The sequence below is a fragment of the Streptomyces cinnabarinus genome (genome assembly GCF_027270315.1).
Classification (GTDB): domain Bacteria; phylum Actinomycetota; class Actinomycetes; order Streptomycetales; family Streptomycetaceae; genus Streptomyces; species Streptomyces cinnabarinus.
Genome location: NZ_CP114413.1, coordinates 2,972,082 through 2,995,926, shown reverse-complemented (window position 1 = coordinate 2,995,926; position 23,845 = coordinate 2,972,082). Strand labels below are relative to the sequence as shown.

20 protein-coding genes are annotated in these 23,845 nt (G+C 73.4%); 2 read left to right on the top strand and 18 right to left on the bottom strand.

The genetic code is table 11. The annotated features are described in order from the left end of the window. Positions 1-24: 24 nt before the first annotated feature. The 17 genes from STRCI_RS13555 to pgfA all read right to left on the bottom strand — a co-directional run bounded on the left by STRCI_RS13555 (position 25) and on the right by pgfA (position 21,421). The gene (locus STRCI_RS13555; RefSeq protein ID WP_269659179.1) at positions 25-1,686 is read right to left on the bottom strand and encodes a VMAP-C domain-containing protein; all 1,662 of its coding nucleotides are present in this window, start codon (positions 1,684-1,686) and stop codon (positions 25-27) included. Continuing rightward, positions 1,683-2,036 carry a CU044_2847 family protein gene (locus tag STRCI_RS13550; protein ID WP_269659178.1) on the bottom strand — a complete coding sequence of 118 codons (354 nt, stop codon included), beginning with the start codon at positions 2,034-2,036 and terminating at the stop codon, positions 1,683-1,685. The genes STRCI_RS13555 and STRCI_RS13550 overlap by 4 nt, the downstream gene beginning before the upstream one ends. A 90-nt stretch (positions 2,037-2,126) precedes the next feature. Further along, a complete protein-coding gene (locus tag STRCI_RS13545; RefSeq protein WP_269659177.1) occupies positions 2,127-3,464 on the bottom strand; it encodes a carboxyl transferase domain-containing protein in 1,338 nt (445 codons plus the stop codon). Next, on the bottom strand, positions 3,457-4,908 hold the full coding sequence (locus STRCI_RS13540) for an acyl-CoA synthetase (RefSeq protein ID WP_269659176.1): 1,452 nt from the start codon (positions 4,906-4,908) through the stop codon (positions 3,457-3,459). Before STRCI_RS13540 ends, STRCI_RS13545 begins: the two co-directional genes overlap by 8 nt. Before the next feature lie 145 nt (positions 4,909-5,053). Further along, positions 5,054-7,312 (bottom strand): ATP-binding protein, encoded by a 2,259-nt coding sequence (locus STRCI_RS13535; RefSeq protein WP_269659175.1) that lies wholly within the window; start codon positions 7,310-7,312, stop codon positions 5,054-5,056. A gap of 84 nt (positions 7,313-7,396) precedes the next feature. Continuing rightward, positions 7,397-8,275: an ATP-grasp domain-containing protein gene (locus tag STRCI_RS13530; protein WP_269659174.1), complete on the bottom strand. Its 879-nt coding sequence runs from the start codon at positions 8,273-8,275 to the stop codon at positions 7,397-7,399. 97 nt (positions 8,276-8,372) lie between these two features. Next, positions 8,373-9,254: an MEDS domain-containing protein gene (locus tag STRCI_RS13525; protein WP_269659173.1), complete on the bottom strand. Its 882-nt coding sequence runs from the start codon at positions 9,252-9,254 to the stop codon at positions 8,373-8,375. Between the two features lie 160 nt (positions 9,255-9,414). Continuing rightward, positions 9,415-10,005 carry a hypothetical protein gene (locus tag STRCI_RS13520; protein ID WP_269659172.1) on the bottom strand — a complete coding sequence of 197 codons (591 nt, stop codon included), beginning with the start codon at positions 10,003-10,005 and terminating at the stop codon, positions 9,415-9,417. After that, complete coding sequence (locus STRCI_RS13515; protein WP_269659171.1) at positions 9,905-10,798, bottom strand: FkbM family methyltransferase; 894 nt, start codon at positions 10,796-10,798, stop codon at positions 9,905-9,907. Before STRCI_RS13515 ends, STRCI_RS13520 begins: the two co-directional genes overlap by 101 nt. Further along, positions 10,795-11,022 (bottom strand): Trm112 family protein, encoded by a 228-nt coding sequence (locus STRCI_RS13510; protein ID WP_269659170.1) that lies wholly within the window; start codon positions 11,020-11,022, stop codon positions 10,795-10,797. The genes STRCI_RS13515 and STRCI_RS13510 overlap by 4 nt, the downstream gene beginning before the upstream one ends. Further along, positions 11,019-11,930 (bottom strand): hypothetical protein, encoded by a 912-nt coding sequence (locus STRCI_RS13505; protein ID WP_269664544.1) that lies wholly within the window; start codon positions 11,928-11,930, stop codon positions 11,019-11,021. The genes STRCI_RS13510 and STRCI_RS13505 overlap by 4 nt, the downstream gene beginning before the upstream one ends. A gap of 28 nt (positions 11,931-11,958) precedes the next feature. Further along, positions 11,959-12,702 carry a class I SAM-dependent methyltransferase gene (locus tag STRCI_RS13500; protein ID WP_269659169.1) on the bottom strand — a complete coding sequence of 248 codons (744 nt, stop codon included), beginning with the start codon at positions 12,700-12,702 and terminating at the stop codon, positions 11,959-11,961. Further along, positions 12,699-14,144 carry a condensation protein gene (locus STRCI_RS13495; RefSeq protein ID WP_269659168.1) on the bottom strand — a complete coding sequence of 482 codons (1,446 nt, stop codon included), beginning with the start codon at positions 14,142-14,144 and terminating at the stop codon, positions 12,699-12,701. Before STRCI_RS13495 ends, STRCI_RS13500 begins: the two co-directional genes overlap by 4 nt. After that, positions 14,141-18,268 (bottom strand): DUF3367 domain-containing protein, encoded by a 4,128-nt coding sequence (locus STRCI_RS13490; RefSeq protein ID WP_269659167.1) that lies wholly within the window; start codon positions 18,266-18,268, stop codon positions 14,141-14,143. Before STRCI_RS13490 ends, STRCI_RS13495 begins: the two co-directional genes overlap by 4 nt. After that, complete coding sequence (locus STRCI_RS13485) at positions 18,265-18,942, bottom strand: class I SAM-dependent methyltransferase (RefSeq protein ID WP_269659166.1); 678 nt, start codon at positions 18,940-18,942, stop codon at positions 18,265-18,267. Before STRCI_RS13485 ends, STRCI_RS13490 begins: the two co-directional genes overlap by 4 nt. 125 nt (positions 18,943-19,067) lie before the next feature. Further along, the gene (locus STRCI_RS13480; protein ID WP_269659165.1) at positions 19,068-20,219 is read right to left on the bottom strand and encodes a glycosyltransferase family 4 protein; all 1,152 of its coding nucleotides are present in this window, start codon (positions 20,217-20,219) and stop codon (positions 19,068-19,070) included. Positions 20,220-20,443: 224 nt separating this feature from the next. Then, positions 20,444-21,421, bottom strand: coding sequence for a cell envelope lipid trafficking protein PgfA (gene pgfA, locus STRCI_RS13475; protein WP_269659164.1), 978 nt, complete (start codon positions 21,419-21,421; stop codon positions 20,444-20,446). Between the two features lie 249 nt (positions 21,422-21,670). Between pgfA and STRCI_RS13470 the strand changes: the two genes are divergently transcribed. Further along, on the top strand, positions 21,671-21,823 hold the full coding sequence (locus STRCI_RS13470; RefSeq protein ID WP_015660618.1) for a hypothetical protein: 153 nt from the start codon (positions 21,671-21,673) through the stop codon (positions 21,821-21,823). 3 nt (positions 21,824-21,826) lie between these two features. Further along, positions 21,827-23,074: a PucR-like N-terminal domain-containing protein gene (locus STRCI_RS13465; protein ID WP_269659163.1), complete on the top strand. Its 1,248-nt coding sequence runs from the start codon at positions 21,827-21,829 to the stop codon at positions 23,072-23,074. A gap of 38 nt (positions 23,075-23,112) precedes the next feature. Here the strand turns inward: STRCI_RS13465 and STRCI_RS13460 are convergent, their stop codons facing one another. Further along, positions 23,113-23,784: a hypothetical protein gene (locus STRCI_RS13460; RefSeq protein WP_269659162.1), complete on the bottom strand. Its 672-nt coding sequence runs from the start codon at positions 23,782-23,784 to the stop codon at positions 23,113-23,115. Positions 23,785-23,845 lie beyond the last annotated feature (61 nt).

Genomic DNA, 23,845 nt, shown 5'->3' with positions numbered 1-23,845 from the left:
GGATCCTGGAGTCGTCAGGCGCGTTCAGTGGACGGGGGAGTGCAGGCTGGCGGCGGGCTGGGGGAAGCAGCGCGGATCGTCCCAGAGCAGCTGGACATCCTTCGCCCAGTGCCCGTCGGGGTCGTCGTCCGCGTCCGCCGTCTCCCGCAACTCCATGACCCGGCGCGGCAGTTCGGCGGGCGGTACGCCGGTGACGGAGGCGGCGAGTTCGTCGAGGAACGCGGTGCCGACGCAGGGGCCCTCGTGGCCGGGCTCGGCGCAGCCCGTGCGCGGCCACAGCAGCACCGGGACCGGGGTGTTGAGCCCGGCCTCGAAGTGCGGACGGGCCACGCCGGGCGGGTAGGAGAACCCGGCCAGGTCGGCGTCGTCGTCGCGCAGCCGCTTGCGCAGCCCCGGCGGCCGCTCCCGCCCGCCGCAGTCCACCCGGTGCAGCCGGGCCGCCGTACCGGCGTCCAGCTTCTGCCACTTCTTCGCGAGCTGATGCCGCAGGCGTCCGCTGCGGTACCGGGAGCGGTCCACCACGACCAGTGGATGCGCGCAGCCCAGCGGGGTGGAGTCCTCGGGGCCGCACTCCCAGTGCGCCACCGGCTCGTTCAGCCACTCGCGCGGCAGCACGAACGTCACCAGCTGCTCCGCGTCCGGCGCGAGCTGCTCGAAGGCCTCGTCGACCCGCCGCTGGACGTACTCCCGTACGGCCGAGCGCGGCAGCCGCCGGGAGTCCACACGCCGCCGGTGGCCGTCCCGGTAGGCGGAGACCTCCACGGTGACCTGGTCGGCACCGGCGCCGCTGTGCTCGATCTCGACCAGGATCGGCGACCAGGCGGGCGCCACGGCGGGCGGCGCGGGCGGGGCACTGGCGGCCTCCAGCAGCTCCCGCAGCCGGCCGCCGAACGCGGTCACGGCGTCGGGCACCTCCCACTGCACATACCCGGCCGCCGCGCTCAGCGAGGCGAAGCCGCCCTTGGGCAGCGGCGGCCCGAACCGGCCCACGGCATCCAGGTACAGCCCGTCCGGGGAACAGTCGAGCCCCTCGGCGACCGCCCGCTCCACCAGCGCGTACAGCCGCCGCAGCGCCTCGGGGCGGTGGTCGGAGTCGGGGATCCGCTCGCACAGCTCGGGCCAGTAGCGCACCAGCACCCGCGTCGGCAGCATCCGGCCGACCCGGGTGTCGGGTCCCCCCGCGACGGCCGACACCATCCCGACCACCCGGCCGTCCGCCAGGGTCACCGCCGCCCCGCTGAACCCCCCCGCCAGCGGCTGCCCGTGCGCGGTGAGCGCCTCCAGCTGGGCCCACTCGTCGGAGATCAGCGGCCCCGGCAGCGCCCGGTAGGAGGCGAGCATGCCCTCGTCGTACCCCTTGGGGAAGCCGTAGGCGATCAGCTCCGCGTGCTCCCGCTCATCGCCGGGCGAGGCGAAATCGGCCGGGGCGAGGGGCACTTCGCGGTCGAGTTCCAGTACGGCGAGATCGCCCGGGTCGGTGGCCCGGCCCTGCCAGCCGCCGTGCACGGCGACGGTGGCCGGTATCCCGGTCAGCTCCCGGTGGCCCGGGAAGCTGACGACGACCGGCGCCAGCTCCCACCGGCGCACCACATGGGCGCAGGTGAGCACATGGCGGCCGGAGACCAGGAAACCCGCGCCCACCTCGGTGCCGCACTCGACGCGGGCGTGCCAGGCAGTGCCGCTCATGACCGCGCGGCGGCCTCCGGAGCCGGGCCGCCGGACTGCCCCGGCGACCAGCTCAGCTTGACCACCAGATGCCCCTCCACGGCACCCTTGGCGATGACCGCGCCGGACTCCGCGGTGAGCTTCACCCCGAACTCCAGCTCCACCGAGTCGGGTCGCAGCGAGCCGTCCTTGAAGACCCTGAGCGCCGACTCGGCCGCCGCCCGCACGCCTTCCAGGGCGCCCTCGAAGGTCCGGGCCGCCCGCACCGGGCCGTCCTCCCGGGAGACAAGCCGGGCCCCCGACTCGTCCTCGACCCCCTCCACGACCACGACGGCGCCGTCAGCGGTCTTGAACTCCATCAGCCCGTCCATGGCGCGCCCTGCTCCCCCGTGTGATCTGTGCGGTCCCGATGAACTCCATTGTTACGGACGGTGCTCGGAATGTCGCCCGATCCCGGGTGTTCAGGCCGACGCGATGCCCCGGACCACCCCCAGCTCCACCAAATCCTGCGGCCGGATGCGGAGTTGGTCCGCCGTCGGCTCCACCTCCGTGGCCGGGCGCTTCAGGATGGCCGCCGCCAGCTCCGGCGCGATCACCGAGAAGTAACTGTCCGGTGTGGCCCAGGTGTTGCCCGGCGCGGCGAGCGCGAGGGCGCCGCCGGAGCCGCCCTCGCCGATGACCAGCGTGGTGACCGGGGTGCGGGCCGCGGCCACCGCCGTGAACAGGTCCGCGATGGCCCCTCCCGCGGCCTGCCGCTCCGCCTCCGCGTCATTGGCGGCGCCCGGGGTGTCCACCAGGGTCAGCACCGGGATGCCCAGCCGGTCCGCTAGCCGGATCAGCCGGGCGGCCGTGCGGTAACCGGCGGGCCGGGTCGCCGTCCCGGTCTGCGCGGCGTAGGCGACCGTACGGCCCTCGTGGGTGCCGAAGCCGCACAGCATGCCGTCCGGGTCGGTGCCGCCCACCCGGTCGCCGCTGATGGCGACGCGATCGGTGAAGTAGGCGTCCAAGTAGCTTGCGGCGTGCGGGCGTTCCGGCGAGCGGGCGCGCCGTACCGCGTCCCAGCCCGTCGCCGGGAGTCCGGGGGCGCCGAGGGCCGCCGGTACCGGTGCCGGGGCCTCGCTGGTCGCCGTCAGCAGGCGCAGCCAGCGGCCCAGGGCCGTCCGCAGCTCCTGAGGCGGGACGAGCGCGTCGGCCGCCCCCGCCGCCACCTGTGCCTCGGCCGTGTAGGCCGCCGGGTCCGCGTCCGCGGGCCGGACCCGGGACCCGGCGAAACCGACCTGCGCTCCGGGCAGCGCCAGCACCACATCGGCGCCCGCGCCCAGCGTGGCCCAGCCGCCGCCGGTCGTCGGGTCCCGCACCACCGCGATCTGCGCCAGACCCGCCTCCCGGGTCAGCACCGACTGCCGGGCCACGCGCTGGAGTTGGGTCAGCGCCAGCATGCCCTCCTGCATCCGGCTGCCGCCGGTGGCGACCAGCGGCACGACCGGCAGCCGGTAGGCGCGGGCGTGGGCGTAGGCCGCCTCAAGGCGGTCGCCGGTGCGTTCGCCGAGCGAGCCGCCGAGGTAGCCGAACTCGAACGCGACGAGCACCGCCCGGGTCCCGCCGACGAGGGCGGTGCCGCAGACCACGGACTCCTCCTCGCCGGTGCGCTCCGAGGCGCGCAGCCGGGAGCCGTCGTAGCCCCGCCAGCCGAGCGGTCCGTCGGGCGCGGAGTCCCGTTCCGTGTGCGGGAGTTCGGCGAACGACGAGTCGTCGGCGACCAGCGCGACGACGTCCCGCGCGTGCAGCCGGTCAGCCACGGCTCAGCGCTCTCTTCATGATCTTCCCCATGTCGTTGCGGGGCAGCGCGTCCAGGTGGTGCACGACCCGGGGCCGCTTGTGCGGGGCGAGCCGCCGGGCCACGTGATCGGCCAACTCCTCGACCGTGGGCGGCTTCTCCGGGTCCGCCGGGACCACCCACGCCACGATCCGCTCGCCCAGATCCGCGTCCGGCTCCCCGGTCACCGCGGCCTCCCGCACCCCCGGATGTTCCAGCAGCGCGTTCTCGATCTCCCCGGCGCCGATCTTGTAACCGCCGCTCTTGATCAGGTCGGTGGCCTTGCGGCCCACGATCCGGACGTACCCGTCGGGATCGCGCACCGCCATGTCCCCGGTGCGGAACCAGCCGTCCGCGGTGAACGCCGCCGCGGTGGCGTCGGGCCGGTTGAGGTACTCGGTGAACAGGTTCGGCCCGCGCACCTGGATCTCGCCCACCGTCTCCCCGTCGTACGCGGTGATCGGCGTCCCGTCCTCCTCCACCAGCCGCAGCTCCACGCCCGGCAGCGGCACTCCGACAGTGCCGGGGCGGGCCTCGCCGTCCGCGCGGATGCTGGTGTTCATCAGCGTCTCGGTCATGCCGTACCGCTCGATCACCCGCCGCCCGGTGGCCTCGGCGATCCGCTCGTGGTCGTGCACGGGCAGCGCGGCCGAACCGGAGACCAGCAGCCGCGCCGAGCCCATCGCGCGGGCGAGCCCCGGGTCGTCGGGGAGGGCCTGGGCGAGGCGGTGGTACATCGTCGGCACGCCGAACAGCATGGTCGCGCCGCCGCTCAGCTCCCGTGCCACGCCCTCCGGGCCGAACCGGCCGAGGTGGCGCACGGATCCGCCGCGCCGGAGCGGCCCGAGGATGCCGAGGACCAGTCCGTGCACATGGAACAGGGGCAGCCCGTGCACCAGCACGTCGTCGCCGGTCCACTGCCAGGCGTCGGCGAGCGCGTCGAGGGTGCGGGCGACGGCCCGGCGGGGGAGGACGGCGCCCTTGGGCGGGCCGGTGGTGCCGGAGGTGTACACGACGAGGGCGGGGTCCTCGTCGGAGACCCGCGTCGGCCGGCGCTCTCCGGTGGCCTCGACGTCGACGTCGACGTCGACGCGCGCCAAGTCGGAGAGCGCGTCGGGGAGTTCGTCACCCGGCGCGGTCAGCACGAGCGCGGGCGCGCTGTCGGCCAGGATGTGCCCGAGCTCCTTCTCCCCGGACTTCGGGTTGAGCGGTACGGCGGCGATCCCCGCCTCCAGCGCCGCCACCACCGCCACGGCGGTCTCCAGCGCCGGAGTCGCCCAGACGGCGACCCGCCGGTGCCCGCCGATCCGGTCCGCGAGGGCGCCGGTCGCGGCGGCCAGCCGCGCGTACGTCAGGGACCGCTCGCCGAACCGCAGCGCGACGCGCTCGGGCGGACCGTCGGCCAGGGCCGGGAAGAGAGAGGACACGCGTCGTATCTCCTTAGCAGTCGGCGAGCGTCACCAGCACGCTTCCACGATGCCCCGGTCAGCGGCCTCGGGGCGGGAGATCCGGAGTGCCGGGGCCGTGCTGTGCCCCTTCTCACCCAGGCCCTGTCCCCCACCTCACCCCGCCTCATCCCTCCCCGGCCCGTGCCGTGAACCAGGCCGCGAGCTGGCTGCGCTTGCTGAACCCCAGCTTCACCAGGATCCGCTCGACATGTCCCTCCGCCGTCCGCTGGGCGATGACCAGCGACTCGGCGATCTGCCGGTTGGTCAGACCGCGCGCGACCAGCGCCGCCACCTCGGCCTCCCGCCGGGTCAGTGGCCGGGTGTCCGGCGCGTCGGCCGAGCCGGACGTCGGGCGCCGCAGCTCGCCCAGCGCGTAGGCGATGACGTCGTTGCGGGGCAGCGCGCCGCCCCGCCGGTAGGCCCGGGCGTAGGCGGGATCGCCCAGCGCGCTCCGAGTGTGCCGCTCGGCCGCGCCCTGGACCCGCGTCTCCGTCGGGTCGCCGCCGATGTCGTGCCAGATCCGGTCCACCGCGCCCCGCAGCACCGCCGCCTGCTCGGCCCGCCCGGCGAGCGCCTCCGCCGCGGCGAGCAGGTCCAGGGTGCGGGCCAGGCTCTGCCGCTGCCGTCCGGTGTACGGCAGCCGCAGACAGGCGCGCGCGTGTTCGGCGGCCCGGTCGTACTCGCCCAGCGACCAGTGCGCGAGGCCCAGGGTGCGCAACGCCCAGGCGCGCGCCCACTGTTCGCCGTGCGCCTCGCAGACGGCCACGGCCTCGGCGCACAGCGGGATCGCCTCGCCCGCCCGGCCCCGGCTGACCAGCGTGCAGGCCAGCTCGACCCGGGTGAGGACGACGAAGCCGACGGTGGTGGTGGCCGCGCGGCCGGTCCCGAAGACCTCGGTCGGGATCGGGGGCGGGGCGGGGACCGGCAGTTCGGCGTCGGCGGGCGGGGTGCTGTGCGGTGGGTCGGCGCCGGCCAGGACGGCGGCGGAGCGGGTGTGCACCAGCGACATCAGCGCGCCCGCCCACATCGCGCGGGTCAGCGCCGGGTCGGGGCGCGCCCCCGCCCGCAGCGCCCGGTCCAGCCAGTGCCGGCCCTCGCCCCAGATGCCGCTCGCCACCCAGTGGAACCACAGGGTCGCGGCCAGCCGCAGCCCGGCCTGTGCCTCGCCCGGGGTGGTCAGACAGAAGTCCAGCGCGGCCCGGAAGTCGTCCTGGTCCAGGCGGAGCCGGTCGGTCACGGTGACCTGGTCGGGGCCGAACCAGGCCGACTCGTACCCGGCGGCGAGCCGGGCGAAGTAGTCCCGGTGCCGCCGCCGGGTCACGGTCACCTCGCCGATGTCCTCCAGCTTCTCCAGGCCGTAGTCGCGCAGCGAGACCAGCAGCCGGTAGCGGACCTGCCCGCCGCGCTCCTCCCGCACCAGCACCGACTTGTCGACCAGCCCGGCGACCGCGTCCAGTACGTCCGTCGCGCCGAGGCCCTCCCCGCCGCACACCGCCTCCGCCGCGGCCAGGTCGAAGCCGCCGACGAACACCGACAGCCACGCCCACACCAACTGCTCCTGCGGGGTGCACAGTTCATGGCTCCAGTCGACGGCCGAGCGCAGGGTGCGATGCCGGGGAGCGGAGGCCGGGCTGCCCCCGGTGAGCAGCTGATAGCGGTCGTCGAGCCGGGCCACGAGCTGGTCCACGCCGAGCGCCCGCACCCGCACCGCCGCCAGTTCGATGGCGAGCGGCAGCCCGTCGAGGCGACGGCACAGCCGGGCCACCGCGTGCTGGTTGCCCTCGCCGACGGTGAACCCGGGCACCACGGCCGCCGCCCGGTCCGCGAACAGCCGCAGCGCCGGGAAGTGCTCGGCGGCCGAGGGGCCCAGCTCCTCCGGGGTGGGCGCGGGCAGCGGCGGCACCTCGTAGAGCTGCTCACCGGCGAGCCCCAGCCGGTGCCGGCTGGTCGCCAGGACCCGTACGCCCTCGGTCGCGGCCAGCAGGGTCTGCGCGAGCAGGGCGCAACTGCGCAGCACATGCTCGCAGTTGTCGAGGACGAGCAGCAGGCCGCGGCCGCGCAGGTGCTCCACGAGGACGTCCAGCGGCGGCCGCCCGGTCTCGTTGCGCACATCGAGGGCGTCGGCCACGGCGTGCGGCACGAACGCCTCGTCGCTCAGCGCGGCCAGCGACACCAGCCACACGCCGTCCGGGAACGTCCGCGCGGTCTGTTTGGCCACATGAGAGGCCAGCCGGGTCTTCCCGACCCCGCCCGGACCGGTCAAGGTCACCAGCCGGGCCTCGGTCAACAGCCTTCTGACGTCCGCCGACTCGTCCCGTCGCCCCACGAAACTCGTCAGCTCCGCCGGAAAGCCGGAGGCGCGCCGCGCATGGGATTCGCCCACGAACCCAGGGTAAGCACATGATCCCGACGGAACGTCAGGTTCCCGGATTTCCCGCCTCGACGAGTGACCGGAGCGCCGCCTTCGCTACGAGTGACCGCGTCCGGCCTCCGCCAGTACGGCCTCGACCACCCGCTCGACCGACCCGGGATGCAGGAACAGGAACAGATTCGGCTCGACCAGCTCCAGCTCCATCACCCGCGGCTCCCCGTCCTCCCCGTCGACGAGGTCCACGCGCGCGTACAGCAGCCCGTCCGCTTCCGGCACGGCGGCCAGCGCGCGCTCGGCGACGGCGCGTTCGGCCTCGGTCGCCGTCCACGGCTCCAGACCGGGATGGGCCACCTTGTGCGCGTCGAAGGCCGCGCCGGGCGCCAGCACGGCCTGCTTGCGGCTGGCGTGCAGCAGCCGCCCGCCGAAGAACTGCAGCGCCCGCTCGCCCCGGGTGTCGATACTGCGCACATAGGGCTGCACCATCGCGGTGAACCCCTCCTCGTGCATCCGCGCCAGATGCCGTACGGCCGCCTCGTGCCGGTCGGGCGTGTAGCGGGCGGCGTAGCGGGCGCCCGCGCCGGAGGTGGGCTTGACCACGTACTCGTGATCGCCGGGGAGGTCCGGGGCGGCGCCCGGCGCGAGATAGCGCGTGGGCACGACGGGCACGCCCGCCCGCGCGAGGTCCCCGAGATACCGCTTGTCGGTGTTCCACCGCACGATCGCGGCCGGATTCGCCAGCCGGGTGGCCTTGCCGCACCGCTCGGCCCACGCCACGAACTCGGCGGTGCGCCAGCTGTAGTCCCAGGTCGACCGGATCAGCGCGAGGTCGTAGGCGGCCCAGTCGACGGCGTCGTCCCAGTGCACGACGTCCGCCCCGGCCCCGGCCGCCGTCAGCGCCTCCCGCAGCACCGGCAGATCGCGGTCATGGCTGGGCTCGGGCCGGGGATCGTAGGTGACCAGCGCAATTCGGGGCACGGGAAGCTCCAGAGTCGGGGAACGGGCCGCCCGCAGGCTAAACACCCCACCCGCGGCCGCGGCAACCGAATTGCCCTCCCCGGCGGCGGACCGGGCCTCAGCCGACCGCCTCTTCCTCCGCCGACACGTCCAGCACCAGCTGGAGGGCGCTGTCCGCCCCCAACTGCCGCAGCACCAGTGCCAGCAGTTCTCCGCAGTGCACGGTGACCTCGCTGCCCGGTGGCAGGGCACCGGCGAGGCTGATGAGCTGCCAGGCGCAGTGGGCCTCCATGAAGCACAGGTCGCGCAGGTCGAGGGTGATGCGGGTGGGGCGGGAGGTGTCCTGGCGGGCGGCGACCGCCTCGCGCAGGGTCTCGACGGGGTCGGCGCGGGTGCCTGTGGTCTCGGCGACGCGGAGGGGATGGATCCGGGCCATGCCGTCCAGCAGGCCGGGGCCGAAGCGCTGGCGGTCGTACCAGCAGATCGCGGTGAACAGCGGGTCCGCGAAGAGGGGGGCCACCGACGCCTCGTAGTCCAGCAGCACCTCCTCGGCGAGGCCCACCCGTGGGGCCCAGCCCATGTCCGCGGCGACCTGCAGCCCCGCCCAGCCCTCCTCGTGGGCGCGCTCCACCTCGGCCCGGTACAGCTCGATCGTGCGCTCCTTGTGGAAGCGGCCGTCCGGCAGGTACATCTGCGGGGAGCGCTTCAGCGCCAGCTGCCCGCCCGCCCGTGCCGCCGAGGCCCCGGTGCCGGCCTGGTCGAGGAGGGCGAGGATCTCGTCGTCCTGGAGGTCGTCCGGGTCCATGACCAGCAGGACCTTCTCCCGGCGGGCGAGGCTGGTGCGGGTGTAGGCGGTGAACACCGCCCACGACGACTCACCGTCGCCCACCTCCAGACAGGCGTGATCGCCCAGTCGCAGCCGCTCGACGGGAACAGTCCGCTCGACGGGAACAGTCCGTTCGACGGGGACAGCCCGCTCGGTCCGCTCGGGAAGCTCCATACGGCGACATTAGGCACAGGTGGCGCACGCTCTCCCGGATGATCGGCGATGTTCGCGCCGGGGACGGGTTCTGGGAGAGGGGCGGTGTCGGGGGATCGGAAGTGTCCGTGTCGGTATGGCTATTGATCGGGGGTTTTGATCGGTGGCTTTGATCGGGGGGTCAGGAGGCCGGTTCCGCATCCACCGCCGTGCGCTGCAGCAGCCCCCAGGAGAACTCCGCCACGCACGCGTGCCGTGCGCCCCGGGCGTCCGGAGCCGTGAAGGCCAGGCCCCACCGGGTCGGCGCCGAGCCCTCCAGCGGGCGGACCGGGGCGAAGGCGCGGGCCGCCTCGTCGACCGTGCAGGACCAGGGGGTCAGATCGTCCAGGGTGCGCAGGGGCGGCGGTGCGGCGCCCGGGGCCCGGACCAGCCATTCGTTCCAGACGGCGCCGGTCGGGGCCAGCAGCACCTCGAAGCGCAGGGTGGGCCACAGCGCCAGCGGCCACAGCCACGCCTCGCACTCCAGGTCACCGACCTTCCGCGCCACCACCGACTCGGGCGCGCCGAGGACCGAGCGGTACCGGGAGGCCGCGGCGCGGGCGCGCGGGGAGCGGATCATCGCCTGCCACTTCTTGTTCGCCTCCCGCATCTCGGCCACCGAGACGCCCAGTTCACGCCGGGCGTCCTCGACCAGATCCGGGTTGTGGTCGGCCATCCGGCGCAGCAGGACGAGCTGGAAGTGGAGCGGGCCGAAGGGGGTGGTGGCTGGCATGGGATCCATGGTCGCGTACCGGGCCGCCCGGCCGGCGGCCGTCCGGCAGGAACAGCACCGAGTTGACGTAGCGCGGGCCGCCGCCCGGCAGGACCCGGCGCAGCAGGCCCCGGGTGACGACATGTTCGGCCCGCGCCTGGTGGTCCTTGAGCGGGAACCCGGTGAGCGGCACCCAGCTGTCGCCGGGCAGCACCCAGCCCTCGTAGCGCAGCAGGGACAGATAGGTGATCACCGGGTTGATCGGCTGGATACGGGACTCCAGTTCGACGAAGAGCGCCGGGCGGTCGCGGGCCAGGATGCCGGTCGCGCCGCGCAGCACCGCCAGTTCACTGCCGTCCACGTCGATCTTGATGAAGTCGACGTCCCGCAGCCCGAGTTCGTCCAGGGTCACGCAGCCCACGTCCAGGGCACGGCCGTGGATGTCCCGCCGGACCAGCGAGGACACCCCGCGGTCGCCGCCGTCGCCGGACGGCAGCCAGAGCCGGGCCGGGCCGGGGCGGTCGGAGGCGGCCGCCTGGACCACCCGGACGTTCGGCGGGGACCAGGAGGCGAGCAGCCGGGCCAGCCGCGGAACCGGCTCCACCGTCACCACCTGACGGGCGCGCCCCGACAGCCGGCGCGTCCACGGGCCGTACCAGCCGCCGACGTCCACGGCCGTGCCGCAGGACGGCGGGCACAGCTCGCCGAGCCGGGCCAGCTCGGGCTCGAACCGCGGGTACACCGCCCGTGCGGTCGCGGCGACCAGTCGCACGGGCAGGACGGAGGCCACCCGGGCCGCCAGGGTCGTCGTCATGGCACCATCCGTTTGACGAGGGCCTCGTGCTCGTCGTCGTCGACCTGCTCCCCGGAGGACGGCAGCAGTTGCGGGATGCCGTCGACGATCGGGTAGCGGCGGCGCAGTCTCGGGTTGTACAGCGACTCGCCCGGATCGGCGGGACCGTCCGGCGGCAGCAGGTGCAGCGGGCCCTTGTCGAGGGGACAGGCCAGGATCCGCAGCATGGGGTCGTCGGGGTTCACGGTGGGGTCAACTCCTTGGCGCCGATGGGTCGTCGGGTGCGCGCCGGCTGGTCGTGCCGGGGCATGGACAGCAGGACGGCGATGGCGAGCGCGATGCCCGCGACGCGCAGCGTGAGCCGCACCGGGTCCTCCGGCAGCGCCTCGCCGAACGAGAGCGTGCCGAGCACCGCCGTGTACAGACAGGTCACCGTCGTGCACACCGGCACGATCAGCGAGGCCCGGCAGCGCTGGAGCGCGGCCTGCGACATCACCAGGCCGAACGCGCCGGTGAACAGCAGGAGATAGGGGTACGGCGAGCGCAGCAGCCCGAGCAGGGCGCCGCCCCAGCCGTCGGCGGTCAGCCGGCTCGACACCCCCTTGATGGCCAGCGAGCTGACGCCGTACAGCAGGCCCACCGCCACGCCGTACTCCACGCCCGTGGTCGGCAGCCGGTGCCGGTGCCGGGTGCGCCGCTCGGCGGAGTTGTACAGCCACACCCCGGCCGCCAGCGACGGCACGCACACCAGCAGGATCAGCGGGTACGGCGCGTCCTGGCTGACGTTCTCCGAACCCTCCCGCAGCGACAGCACCACCATCAGCAGCGCGGCGAGGATCGCGGCCAGCGCGTACCGCTCCCGGCCGCTGGTCTCCTCGCCCAGCAGCCGGGCGGAGAGCAGCACGAGCAGGACCAGACCGGAGACGAACAGGCCCTGGGCAGCGGCGATCGGCAGGGTGCGGTAGACGGCGAGCTGGGCGGCGAACCCGGCGGCCAGCGCCAGGGAGCCGCCGATCCACAGCGGGCTGCCCAGCACCAGCCGCAGCAGCCGGGCGGGCCGCCGGATCGACACCTCCGGCAGGGTGGCCAGCGCCCGTTTCTCCAGGACGAATCCGGTGCTGTACAGGACGTTCGCCAACAGGGCCGCGGCCACTCCCCACCACATGGTCTGCGTCCCCTTCCTAGGTCTTGGGCGCGGGCGTCTTCAGGGCGTGCACGAGGAGGATCGAGGCGAGTGGGGGTCTGGAGCAGGCCAGCCGGTCGAGCGGGCGCAGCGGGCGCGGCACGCCGTGGAAGGGGGCGCCCGCCACGCGTACCACCTCGAAGCCGGAGGCGGCGACGAACTCCCGCAGCGCGCGGGCGGTGTAGAGCCGCAGATGTCCCACGACCTCCGTCCCCGGGCGGCCGTGGATCGCCCGCAGGCTGACCTCGGAGAACACCGGCTGGACGCCCGCGAGGAGAAGGGCGCGGTTGTACCAGGCGGCGAGGTTCGGGGTGGACAGCATCAGATGGCCGCCGGGACGGAGTACCCGGCGGATCTCGTCGAGTGCCGCGTCCGGGTCCACCAGGTGCTCGATCACCTCGCTGAACAGCACCGCGTCGACCGACTCGGACCTGAACGGAAGCCCGCCGTCGGTGAGTTCACCGCGCACCGGTTGGCAGGCGAGGCGGGTGCGGGCGCGGCGCAGGGCGTCCTGGGACCAGTCGACGCCGATGATGCGGTGGCCCTTGAGGAGGGGCGCGGCCACGGCCGCCGCGGTGCCGTCGCCGCAGCCGATGTCCAGGATCGTGGCCCGGTCCGCGGTGCCGAGGGCGGCCGCGAGCATCCTGGCCTGGCGGAGGCTGCGGGGGGTGCCGGAGGCGACGGGGACGGCGGGGTTCTCGTAGAAGTCCCGCAGGTTCTTGGGCGGGGCGGTGGTGGTCACCGGGGGACCTCCGTCGTGTGCAGGTAGTGCTCGAACAGGTCCCGCAGATGGGCGCCGTCGCCGTGGCTGAGCAGGGTCCGGGACCAGCGCAGGGCCAGGTGCAGCCGGCCCGCGGTGGAGGCCGTGGTCACCGTCAGCCCGCGGGGCATCCGGGCCGGGGCCGAGAACCACACCGCGTGCGCGCGGCCCGCCTCCTCGCCGAAGTCCAGGGCGTACGGGATCCGGCCGATGTTGCTGAGCAGCGTGGTCGATGTCCAGGGGGCGGCGGCCCGGCGCAGGCCCCTGGTGAGCGCGGCCCGCCAGGCGACGGGGGTGACGGGCGCGGTGAGCAGGGCGGCTCCTCTGCCGAGCTGGGGGCGGGGGAGGGACTTCAGGGCGCGGGTTCTGGTGGCCGTACGGGTGAGCAGGCCGGGCATGTCGTGCGTGCTCAACTCGGCTGGTGCAAACGGGACTTCGACCAGACGGGTGCCGTTGCCTATGGGCATCGTGAGGTCTCTGGGGCGGTCGTCCACGGGCATGGTGATGCGAAGGGGGCGTTGTGGTGCGCCGTGTTCGCGGTTCCAGTGGGCGATGGTGAGCGCGGTGGTGACCATGAGCTGGTCGTTGACCGTGTACGGCGAGCCCTTGGGGCGGTGCGGGAGGGGGAGTTCGGTCACGAGCATGCCGTTGCCGGGGGAGGGCTCGGGGGCACCCGGGGCGACGCGGGCGGGGCGGGACCAGTTGGAGGGCGTGTCGGTGGGGGGTGCGGTCGTCTCGGCGGTCTGGGTGCGGATCGGGGGTGAGGCAGGGGAGTTGTCCCGCCCGCCGTACAGCTCCGCGGCGGTGGCGAGGATGCGGAGGCAGGCGGGGCCGTCCAGGGCGGTGTGGTTGATGGTGAGGAACAGAACCGTGTGATGGGGGGTGCGGCCGGGAGGGGTGCTGTCGGGGACGGGATTCGCTTGCCCGCTCCTGCGGGGTGCCGCCGCGCCCACCCGTGCCGCCCCGGCGGTACGACTGCCCGCAGCCAGGTGGGCCGGGCCGCCCGCGGCTACGGCGGACACGGCGTCCGATGCCTCGCTGCCCTCCACCGGGCCCGCCGTACCCTCCACCACCTCCAGCCGGATCGGTGGCGACGCGGTCAGCGGGGGGACCGCCGTCAGGGCCCGGGTCCGGGCGTCACGCAGCGAGTCGCGTCCCGGCTCCGGGAAAGCGACCACCTCCACGTCCGGCTCGGCCGTCAGCTCCCACTCGTAGCGGCGGCGGTACCAGCGGCCCGGAGCCTCTCGCATCAGGATGCGCGGGTGGCGGCGCAGCGCCTCGGCGAAGGCGGTGCGGAGGCGGTCCGGGTCCAGACGGCCGGGCAGGTGGACCTCGATGTGCACCGTCTCCGGTTCCTCCTCCTGGAGGCAGTGGCGGGCCACTTCGTCCACCACGGGAAACGGTATGCGGTCCGGTGCTGTCATCCCCGCTCGCCCTCTTCCGTCGCATCGCCCGCCGGCTCCCGCACGCTCACCAGCGCCGCGAACAGTCCGATCAGCGCGAGCAGTTGGGCCGTGTGCCCGAAGGCGCCGGACGATTCGCCGACCGGCTCCCCGGCGCCCACCGCCGCCACGGCGCCGGCTGCCGCCAGGGCCAGCAGGGCGAGCGGGACCAGGAGTTCGTGGCGGCGGCGGGCCAGCAGCGCCAGGGCCGGGACCAGGAGGGCGAACCAGCCCGCGATCACGGCCGCGACCAGCGTCAGCGCCACCGTGCCGAGCCACAGACCGGGCAGCGGCGGCACCGGCTGCGGCTCGTCCGGGTTCGGTTCGCGACGGCGCCACAGCGCGAGGCCCGCCAGGGCCGCGAGCGCGACCGCACTGCCGATCAGCCCGGCCTCGTACGTCACCGAGGGCTCGTACGACAGCTTCACCGTGCCGCCCTCGCCCGCCGGGATCCGCCACCCCTGCTGCCAGCCGTCCAGCCGGACCGGGGTCAGCTCCTTGCCGTCCAGCTCGGCCCGCCAGCCGTCGTTGAAGTTCTCGTAGGTGGTGAGGTAGGACGCCGCGCCCGAGGAGACGGTCAGCTCGCGGCGGTCGCCCAGCCAGTCCTCCACGCCCAGCTCCCGTCCCGCGGCCGGGGATCCGGAGACCGTGCCGCGGGTCAGCGTCACCGCCGTCACGGTGAGCGGACCGGCGTCCCCGGCCTCGACGCGGTGCGCTCCGGACGGCAGGTCGAGACCGGCCTCCGGGCACAGGGCCACGTCCACCGGACGGCGTTCCATCAGGTCCCGTACGGTCCCCGTCACGCTGGTCTCGTACAGCCGGCCGTCGACCGCCAGCACCGGCCCCTTGCCGCACGGCAGCGAGAAGGACCGGGTGCCCTCCGGCTTCGGGGTGCGGTAGCTGTCCAGGGCCGGGACGTAGGCCTCGGTGAGGCCCACCGGGAGCTGCATGTCCTCGTCGGCGAACGGGTTGTACAGGGTCAGCGGGGCCGTCTCGGTGATGGTGATGTCGAGGCGGTCCGTGGTGATCGGCGGGAAGCGCACATTGCCGTTCTCGTCGACGCCCGCGATGACCGCGCCGTCCGGGGAGCCGATGTGCACCTCGGAGGGGCGGGACGACAGGCCGCCCGCCGGGGGCAGCACGATCTCCCCCACCGCCTGCTTGCCCTCCCAGCTCAGGTGGATGGTGGGCCGGTCGCCCGCGATCCACGCCGTGGTCAGATCACCGTCGGTGAGGTTGCGGGCCGCCAGGCCCGCGCCCAGCCGCGCCGTGGAGTCCGCGGTGGCCACGATCCGGTCCTGCTGCTCCGGCGCCACCTCGTACAGCAGCCGGTCCAGCGCCTCACCCGGCACCGGCACCGCGCTCGCCGCGATCTCGTACGTCCCGGAGGCGGACGTGGTGAAGCTGCGGTGCAGCCCCGCCTCGGTGCCCGTCGCGGACAGACCGGTGGGGTCGGCCGGGCGGGACAGGGAGATGATCTCGGCGGCGGCCGAGGAGTCCTCGGCGTCCGTGGGCAGCCGCAGCAGCCGGGTCACCTGGACGTCGGGCAGGGCGATCTCGGAGAAGCCCGCGCCGGTCAGCCCCGTGCGCCGCTCCGCCGAGTCGACGATGGTCAGCTTCATCCAGTCCGTCGCGCCGGCCGGCGCCCGGACGCTCTGCGTCCTGCCGTTGGGCTCCAGCCAGCTGGTCCTGGTCCCCTGCTCGGTCTCCACCCGCACCCGTGTCGGCGCCGACCGCACACCCTCCTGCGGCAGCGGCGTCACCTTGAAGGAGCCGGGCATGTCGTAGGAGTCGGTGAACCCGATCCGCAGCCACTCCCCGTCCGGCGTGCCCTGGGACCCTTCGGTCCAGGCGGTGTCCGGGTTGCCGTCGAAGGCGTTCACCGGGTCGTACTGCGGCAGATGGAACAGCCAGCTGCCGTAGGAGGAGGCCGACACCGAGCGGGCGCCGCGCAGTTGGGCCACCGTCTGATGGTCCAGGCCCTCGGTCGGCAGGATCTGGTGCGGTTTCTCGCCCGCGTCCTGGGTCGCGTCCGGCGCGTTGCGCTCGTCCCGGGTGTACGTGTACGAGGTGTTGGCGTTGACCAGCCCGAACCGGGTGTCCGCGCGGCGCAGTCCGTCGCCGACCACCTGGACCGGCGGGGAGCCGAGCCCCGGGTGGTTGTCACCGGTCAGCACGCTCGCCCGGCCGCGCAGCTGCTCCGCGACCGGCAGCAGCGACTCGGGGCCGCCGGAGACGACGGCGGTGTCGGCGACCGGGCTCAGCCCCGCCTGCCTCGGCCGTGGCACGTCCTGGGGCGGCTGGTAGATCTCCACCGCCCGCTGCCTCGGGTACAGGCCCTCCACCTGGAGCGGGGTTCCTTCGGCGATCTTCCCGCCGGTCATGACGGGCCCGTAGCCCTTCACCCGCTCATAGCCGGACTGTTCGAGCGTCCGCTTGACGATGGTGGTGGGCACATTGCCGACCTGGTCGGGGTCGAGGTCGTTGCGGACGACGACGTAGTAGACGCCCGCGCGGCTCAAGTAGTCACCGAGCCCCGGAACTTCGGCGCCGCTGGTCAGCGCCTGCTGCACGGCGTCCATGGCGCGCCGGTTGCCGGGGGTGCCGAAGGGCACGTAGTCGCGCTGGGCCCAGCGGGAGTCGGCGGCCACGTCGAGCGGCTGGTCGATGGGGGAGCCCCAGGTGTAGATGCCGTGCGCGGTCGCCGGGACGACCAGGGCACGGGCGTCGGGGGAGAACTCCTCCATCCAGTCCGCCGTGGCCTCCCAGTAGGTGGGGATCTTCTGGAACGAACCCGGGTTCAGGATCGAGCCGTTGAGGTACGGCCACATCAGGCCCGGCAGCACCAGGACGGCCGCGATCAGCGGCGCGTACCGGCGCCCCGGCACCGGACGGGCGCCGCGGGCCTGGGACGCCACGCCGACCAGATGGGCCAGGCCCAGGACGAGTGCGAGGGCGAGTCCGGTCTGGAACTTGTAGATGTTGCGGAAGGGGACGAGCCCGCCGTCCAGCCAGTCCTGCACCACCCCGTGGAAGGGGGCGCCGAACGCGCCGCCGTACCCGGCGAGCAGGACCAGGGCCGTGGTGAGCACGGTCAGCACCAGCCACCGTCGCTCGGGCATGTCGCGTCGCGCCAGGCCCGCGAGGCCGAGGCCGGCGGCGAGCGCCGAGCAGACGATCACCACGACCGAGGAGGCGACCGCCCAGCCGGCGGGCAGCCAGGCCTCCCCGAAGTGCAGATAGGCCACCCAGTTCCCGCCGCCGCGCAGTGCCTCGGTCGCCGACATGGTCTCGGTGGTGGTCTGCGAACTCTCCACGTAGGGAAGGAAGTTCTCGCCGTAGACGCCGAGCAGCAGCAGCGGGATCCACCACCACGCGGTCGCCAGGATCACTCCGGGCACCCACCAGGCGATCAGCTTGCGCTGCCGCGGACCCGGCGGACGGGAGAGCAGGTACAGGCCGACCGGGAGCAGCGAGGCCAGCGTCGAGGCCGCGTTGACGCCGCCCATGAACGGGATGATCAGCGCCGAGCGCACGGCGGCGACCCGGGCGCTGTAGCGCTCATCGACCAGCGGCAGCAGCACCCACGGCAGGACGGCGCCGGGCAGCGCGGCCGCCGAGGTGGAGCCGACGACGATGGTGAACACCGGCCACAGCGCGTACACCACGGCGGCGAGCAGCCGGGAGGTGCCACTGCCCACCCGCAGCCGTTCGGCCAGCCGGAGCGCGCCCCAGAAGGCGACGGACACGATCAGCGACAGCCACAGCCGCTCCGCCAGCCACACCGGCAGCTGGACGACATCGGCCAGCCAGTAGAACGGCAGCATCGGCCAGAGATAGCCGGCGTACTGGTCGGAGATACCGCCGAAGCTGCCCTGGTCCTGCCAGAGCTGGCCCAGGTCGGCCAGGAACCGTCCGGGGTCGACGGTCACTCCGAGCTTGGTGTCGAAGGTCTGCCGCCCCGGGTGCACCGCGAGGAGGAGCACGAACACCACGGCCCAGAACCCCAGCAGCCAGCGCCGCGATCGCGGCCCCTCCGGGGGGCCCGACATGGTCGCGGTGGTGGGAACGGCTGCCGGGGGAGGAGCCTGGATCGTGCTCGTCATGGGGGACACCGCCGGAGAATGAGGAGGAGGTTCCAGGTGGCGACCTCACGGATGCCGGGCGCCTTGACGACCGTCTCCGCGAGGAAGGGCCAGTAGCGGGAGCGCGCCGAGACGACCGTGACGTCGTCGCGGGCGCGGACCTGCCGCAGGGTGGGCCCGATGTGCACGGCGAACAGGTTCTCGCCGAGGGTGTGCTTGGCGGGCCTTCCGGTACGGCGCCGGTAGCGGGCCCGCGCCCGCTCGGCACCCAGGTAGTGCCAGGGGGCCCATTCGTGCCCGCCCCAAGGCGACAGCCAGTTGGTGAACGACACATAGATCAGCCCGCCGGGCCGGGTCACCCGGACCAGTTCGCTGAGAAAGGTCTGCGGATCAGCCACGTGCTCCAGCACATTGGAGGAGAACGTGACGTCGGCGACCCCGTCGTACAGCGGCAGCAGATACCCGTCGGCGACCACACTGCCGTCGGGCGGCTTGACCCCGAGCTCACCGAGATCGGGCTCGAACAGATACGCCTGCGCACCGCGCCGCCGGAACTCCTCGGTGAAGTAGCCACTACCACCACCGACGTCGACGACGGTACGTCCGGAGACTTTCCCGTCGTAGGCCTCGACTTGATCGACAGCGTCACGGGCGAGCAGGGAATAACAGGACTCAGGGTCGTCCTGCTCCTTCATAAAGGCCCGGAAAAGCGCCAGCGACCGCCCGAACGAAGGGTCGCTTCCATAGGGGCGCGGGGCTGCATCTGATATGCGGCTATCGCCGCGTGTGCGCGAAGAACCACGACGGCGCCGCACCCGACTCACGAAGACCAACCTCGCACCGCCTCCGCCGCAACCGCCCGAAACTGCCGGACAGTCCGATCCCAGCGATACCCCGCCGCATGATCCCGCGCCGCTTTCCCCATCAGCTCCCGCCGATGCCCGGAAAGCGCGAGCGTGCACCACGCCGCGGCGAAGGAGGACTCACCGGAGGCAAGCACCCCGGTCTCACCGTCGATCACGGAATCCCTGAGCCCCGGCACATCGAAGGCGATCGCCGGAGTCTCCCGGGCCGCCGCCTCCGTCACCACGAGCCCCCACCCCTCGACAGCGGAGGGATGGAGCAGCATCCAGGCCGCGCACAGCAGCCGGTGCTTCTCCGCCTCGGTGACATGCCCGGTGAACTCGACACCAGGACCGGCGAGTTGTTCGAGGCGGGCCCGCTCCGGACCGTCTCCCACGATGACGAGCCGGCCGCCGGTGACCGGCCGCACCCGCTCCCACAGCCGTAGCAACAGATCGATCCGTTTGTATTCGACGAGCCGGCCCACCGCCAGGAACAGCGGCTCGGCGGAGCGGTCCGCGCGCGGACCGGGCTCCTCCACACCGTTGTGGACGACGCGGATCCGTTCCCGCTCGACGCCGAGCCCCCGCAGCGCGTGCGCCGTGGACGGGGAGACGGCGACCAACAGGCTCCGCTGTTGCACTCCGGTCAGCGCCCAGTGCTCCAGTCTTCGCCCGAGGCGGGCGGCCGGGGCCAGGGCACCCCCGAACCGCATCTTCCACAGGTCGGTGTGCACATGGTTCACCAGGCACAGCGTGGGACCGCGGTGCCACAGGGGCGCCAGATACGGCATCCCGTTGCAGACCTCGACCAGCAGATCGGTCTCCCCGACCTGACGGGCGAAGGCGGACCGGGCGCGCAGGTAGTGGCCGTAGGCACCGCCCGCGGACACGACCCGGTAGTCGCGGTAGGCCGCGGGCCCGCCGCAGAGCAGGGTGACCTGGTGGCCGAGGTGGGTCAGTCCGTCGGCCAGACGGTCCACGAGCAGTTCGGAGCCTCCGGCGGCCTGGTTGCCCAGGTCGCGGTGGGCGAGGAAAACGATTCGGCGCGGTTGTGGGGGAGGCGCCGGGGGCTGCTGCGACACCGTGGGGAACGGGGCGCGCAGCGAGGACGGCACGTGCTGGGGCATGTGCGCTCCAACATGTCTCGGGGTGCGGAACTCAGCGTGGGGGAAGAGTCGCCGATTGATTACGGCTGGGTCGGGACGGGTGTCTCCGTGGGGGAACCGGGAGCTTCCTGGGTGCGGACTGTGGACGGGTTGTGCTCGGGTGGGGTGGACAGTTTTCGCCCAGCCGTTCGCTACGGCTACTCACCTGGATGACAATTTCGGGCTTTGTTAGAGCTGACGTAATGTCACATCGTGAGAGAAGGCTGGGGCAACTCGGAAGAACCGGGACGCTGCCTCCCGCGTACCACCAAAAGGATCCCGGCCACTACCAGGACGAAACCGATCACACCCGCCCCGATGGGCAACGTCCGTCCCACCAGTCGCAGCTGTCCGCTGTCCTGCTCCGCCTGATCCACGGCCTGCTTCTGCGTTGCGGTGGTGAACGCGATCTTCCGGCTGTCCAGCAGGACCGCCGCGTCCTTCTCGGCGCCGGGCGCGCGCAGGGTGCGGCGCGGCCCCGTCTGTGCGTACAGCACCCGGCCCGTGGCCTGGTCGACCACCAGCTCCAGGCCGTGGTTGGCGTACCACTCCTCGGCCAGCACCTGCGGGGTGTCCGGCAGGTCGACGAGCCGCCCCGGCACCAGCCGGGTCCCGGTCTTCGTGGCCGGCACCGAGGCGGTGAACCGGTAGCCGGTGTAGCCCTGGATCTTCTTGGTGCCCTGGTAACTCATCGTGACGGTTCCGCGGAGGGTGTTGTCCCACCACCGGTAGTCCCGCTTCTGCACGTCGAAGGGGAACTTCAGATAGGCCTCGCCCTCGATGTACGGCTTCTCCTCGCAGCAGTGCACCGGCCTGGTGGTCTCCCGGTCCATCACCCAGCGGTGCGGGGCGTAGTCCAGCGCGTCGTGCGGATCCTCGGCGGGCAGCGACTTGTCGGTGTCGACCGTGGTGATCACATCCCAGACGGCGTTCCCGCTGTCCTCGCTCTCCGCGACATTTCCGCGGACACGTTGAGTGACGGTGATGGTCTGATCGGGCACGGTCGCGATTTTGTCGGTGTCGAAGACGCTGCCCGTGCCCTTGTAGACGGCGGTGGTGTCGATGTCGATCGGGTTCACGGCGGCCCGTGGCTCCACATACCAGGCGAGCATGGGCGCCAGGACCAGCAGGAACGTGCCGAAACCCAGCACGATCAGCGAAAACGGTGAGGCTGTACGGCGCATCCGGGCACTCCAGAGGCTCGGGACGACGCGACGTGGGGGGCGGCCGCGCCGAGGGGAAAGGTGCGCGTGCGAGAGGGGGTGCGGCACGGTTCGGCGCACGGCACCCGTATGGGCCGGGAACCGTAGGCGCCCCTTGACGTGCTGTCAATGTCATGTTGACACTGGGGCTGCGACAGGCAGGGACGGAGAGCCCGGGTGGGGCGACCGAACAGCAGTTGTACCGATGTGTACAGAGAGGCTGACCCTGCGATGTCCAGACTGCTCGCCGCCGCGCTGACCGTCGCGCTCGCCGCCGCCTTGGCGGTCGGTGCCGCGCTCGGCGTGGTCGCCCTGCTGGAGGCCACTCCCGACCAGCCGAACAACCCCCTGATCACCTACGAACAAGCCGGCCAGGGGAGCTGACCCGTGTCGCCCGCCGCCCGCACCGAAGCCGTCACGGCCCGCTCGGCCTGGCACGACGTCCCGCGTCTTCAGGTGCGCCGGTTCGCGGCCATCGCCATGGCCGAGGCACCGGCGCTCGCCGAAGAGATCATGACCGAGATCCGCCGCGAGTACCCGCACCTGCCGGTCGTCCTCGACGAGTCGGGCGAGCCCATGGCCCTGGTCGGCATCCGCCGTGCGATCGAGGTCTTCGTCCAGCACCTGGAGACCGCCGAGGGCCGCCCGAGGGTGCCTCCCGGGGTCTTCCAGGACTTCGGCCGCGGCGAGGGCCTCAACGGCCGCAGCCTGGACTCCCTCCAGGCGATCTACCGCATGGGCGTACGGCTGGCCTGGCGCCGTTTCGCCGACATAGGCCAGCGCGTGGAGATCCCGCCACCGGCGATGTACGAACTGGTGGACGCGGGCTACGAGTACCTGGACGGCCTGGTCGACCAGTCGGTGCGCGGCTACGCCGAAGCGGCGGCCCGCCAGGCCGGGGAACGCCTCCGCCTGCAGAGCCGCCTGATGGAACTCCTCCTGGTCGAGCAGCACCGCGGCGACCCGTCCGAGGCCCTCACCGAACGAGCCGCCCGCATCGGCTGGCCGCTCCCCGCCAAGGTCGCCATCGGCGTCCTGCTGCGCCCGGCCCGGGAGGCGGTGGCACCGGCCGTGGGCCAGGGCGTACTCCTGGACCTCGAGTACGAACAGCCCCGCATGGTCGTTCCCGAACCCGACGCGGCCGGCCGCTCGGAACTCCTGCACCGGGCCCTGACCGGCTGGTCCGGCGCGATCGGCCCCCCGGTCCCGCTGGCCGAGGCGGCGAAGTCACTGCGCTGGGCGGAGGCGGCGGTACGCCTGATGAACCGCGGCCTGCTGCCGACGGGCGAGGTCCTGTACTGCACCGAGCACACCGAGGCGCTGGTCCTCCTCCAGCCGGAGGAACTGATCGACGACCTGGCCGTGCGCTGCCTCGCCCCCCTGGCCCACTGCGGCCCCACTCACGGCCGCCGCCTCGCCGAGACCCTGCTGGCCTGGCTGGAGACCAGAGGCGGCGCGCCGGAGGTGGCGGCCCGGCTCGGCGTCCACCCCCAGACGGTCCGCTACCGGCTGCGCCAGATCCGCGAACTGTGGGGCGACGAGATCGACGACCCCGACCGCCGCTTCGAGCTGGAACTGGTGCTCAGGGCACAGCGGTTGCGGGGCCGTCTGGGGATCTCGGGGCGCGGTCAGTAGCCGTACCGGCTCTTCAGGTGGCGCCAGAAGTCGTGGTGCTACTGCGGCAGATCCCAGACGGTCAGCTTGAAGCGGACGGTCCCCTCGCCCTCCACCGGCGCGCTCAGCACCCGCAGGGACGCGGTGCGGCCCTCGCCGGTCTGGAGGCAGAAGCGGGTGCCGGGTGTGAGGTCGACCTCGGTCACGCTGTTCTTCTGGATCGTCTCCCTGCACTCCGCCTCGGTGGCCTCGCCGGTCCCCGCGGGCAGCGGCCCGACGGTGCCCTCGGCGTCGACCGGTTCGGTGGCGGTGGCGTCGAGGAGGAGGTCGGTGCCATCGGTGTCCTGGCCGAACTCCTGCGGCGGAACGGTGTCGAGCTCCAGGAATCCGGCGTCCCCGTAGGCGGCGCGTGCGGAGAAGTCGGCGGGTCCGAAGACGGGCTTGGCCGGGGCCGCCTCCTCCTCGCCGCCGCTGTCGGCCGGAGTACCCGAAGCCTGCGCGGAGTTGTCCCCGCCCTGCGCCCCCGTCGTGGCCGCGGGACTGTCCGTGCTCGAATCGTCGGAGTCCCGGTCGTTGACGCTGAAGAGGGTGACCGCGATACCGATCGCCGGAATGACGATGCCGATCACCCACCAGGCCCAGGCGGGCTGCCCGCCGGACCCGGGAGGAGTGGGCGGGTTCGGCGGTGGCGGGGGCGCGGTGCGGTGGTTGGGGTCGCCATAAGAGCTCAACGGATGTCCCTGAGGCCGATCTACGACTGACGAGCGCACACACTACCGACGCCATGTGCAC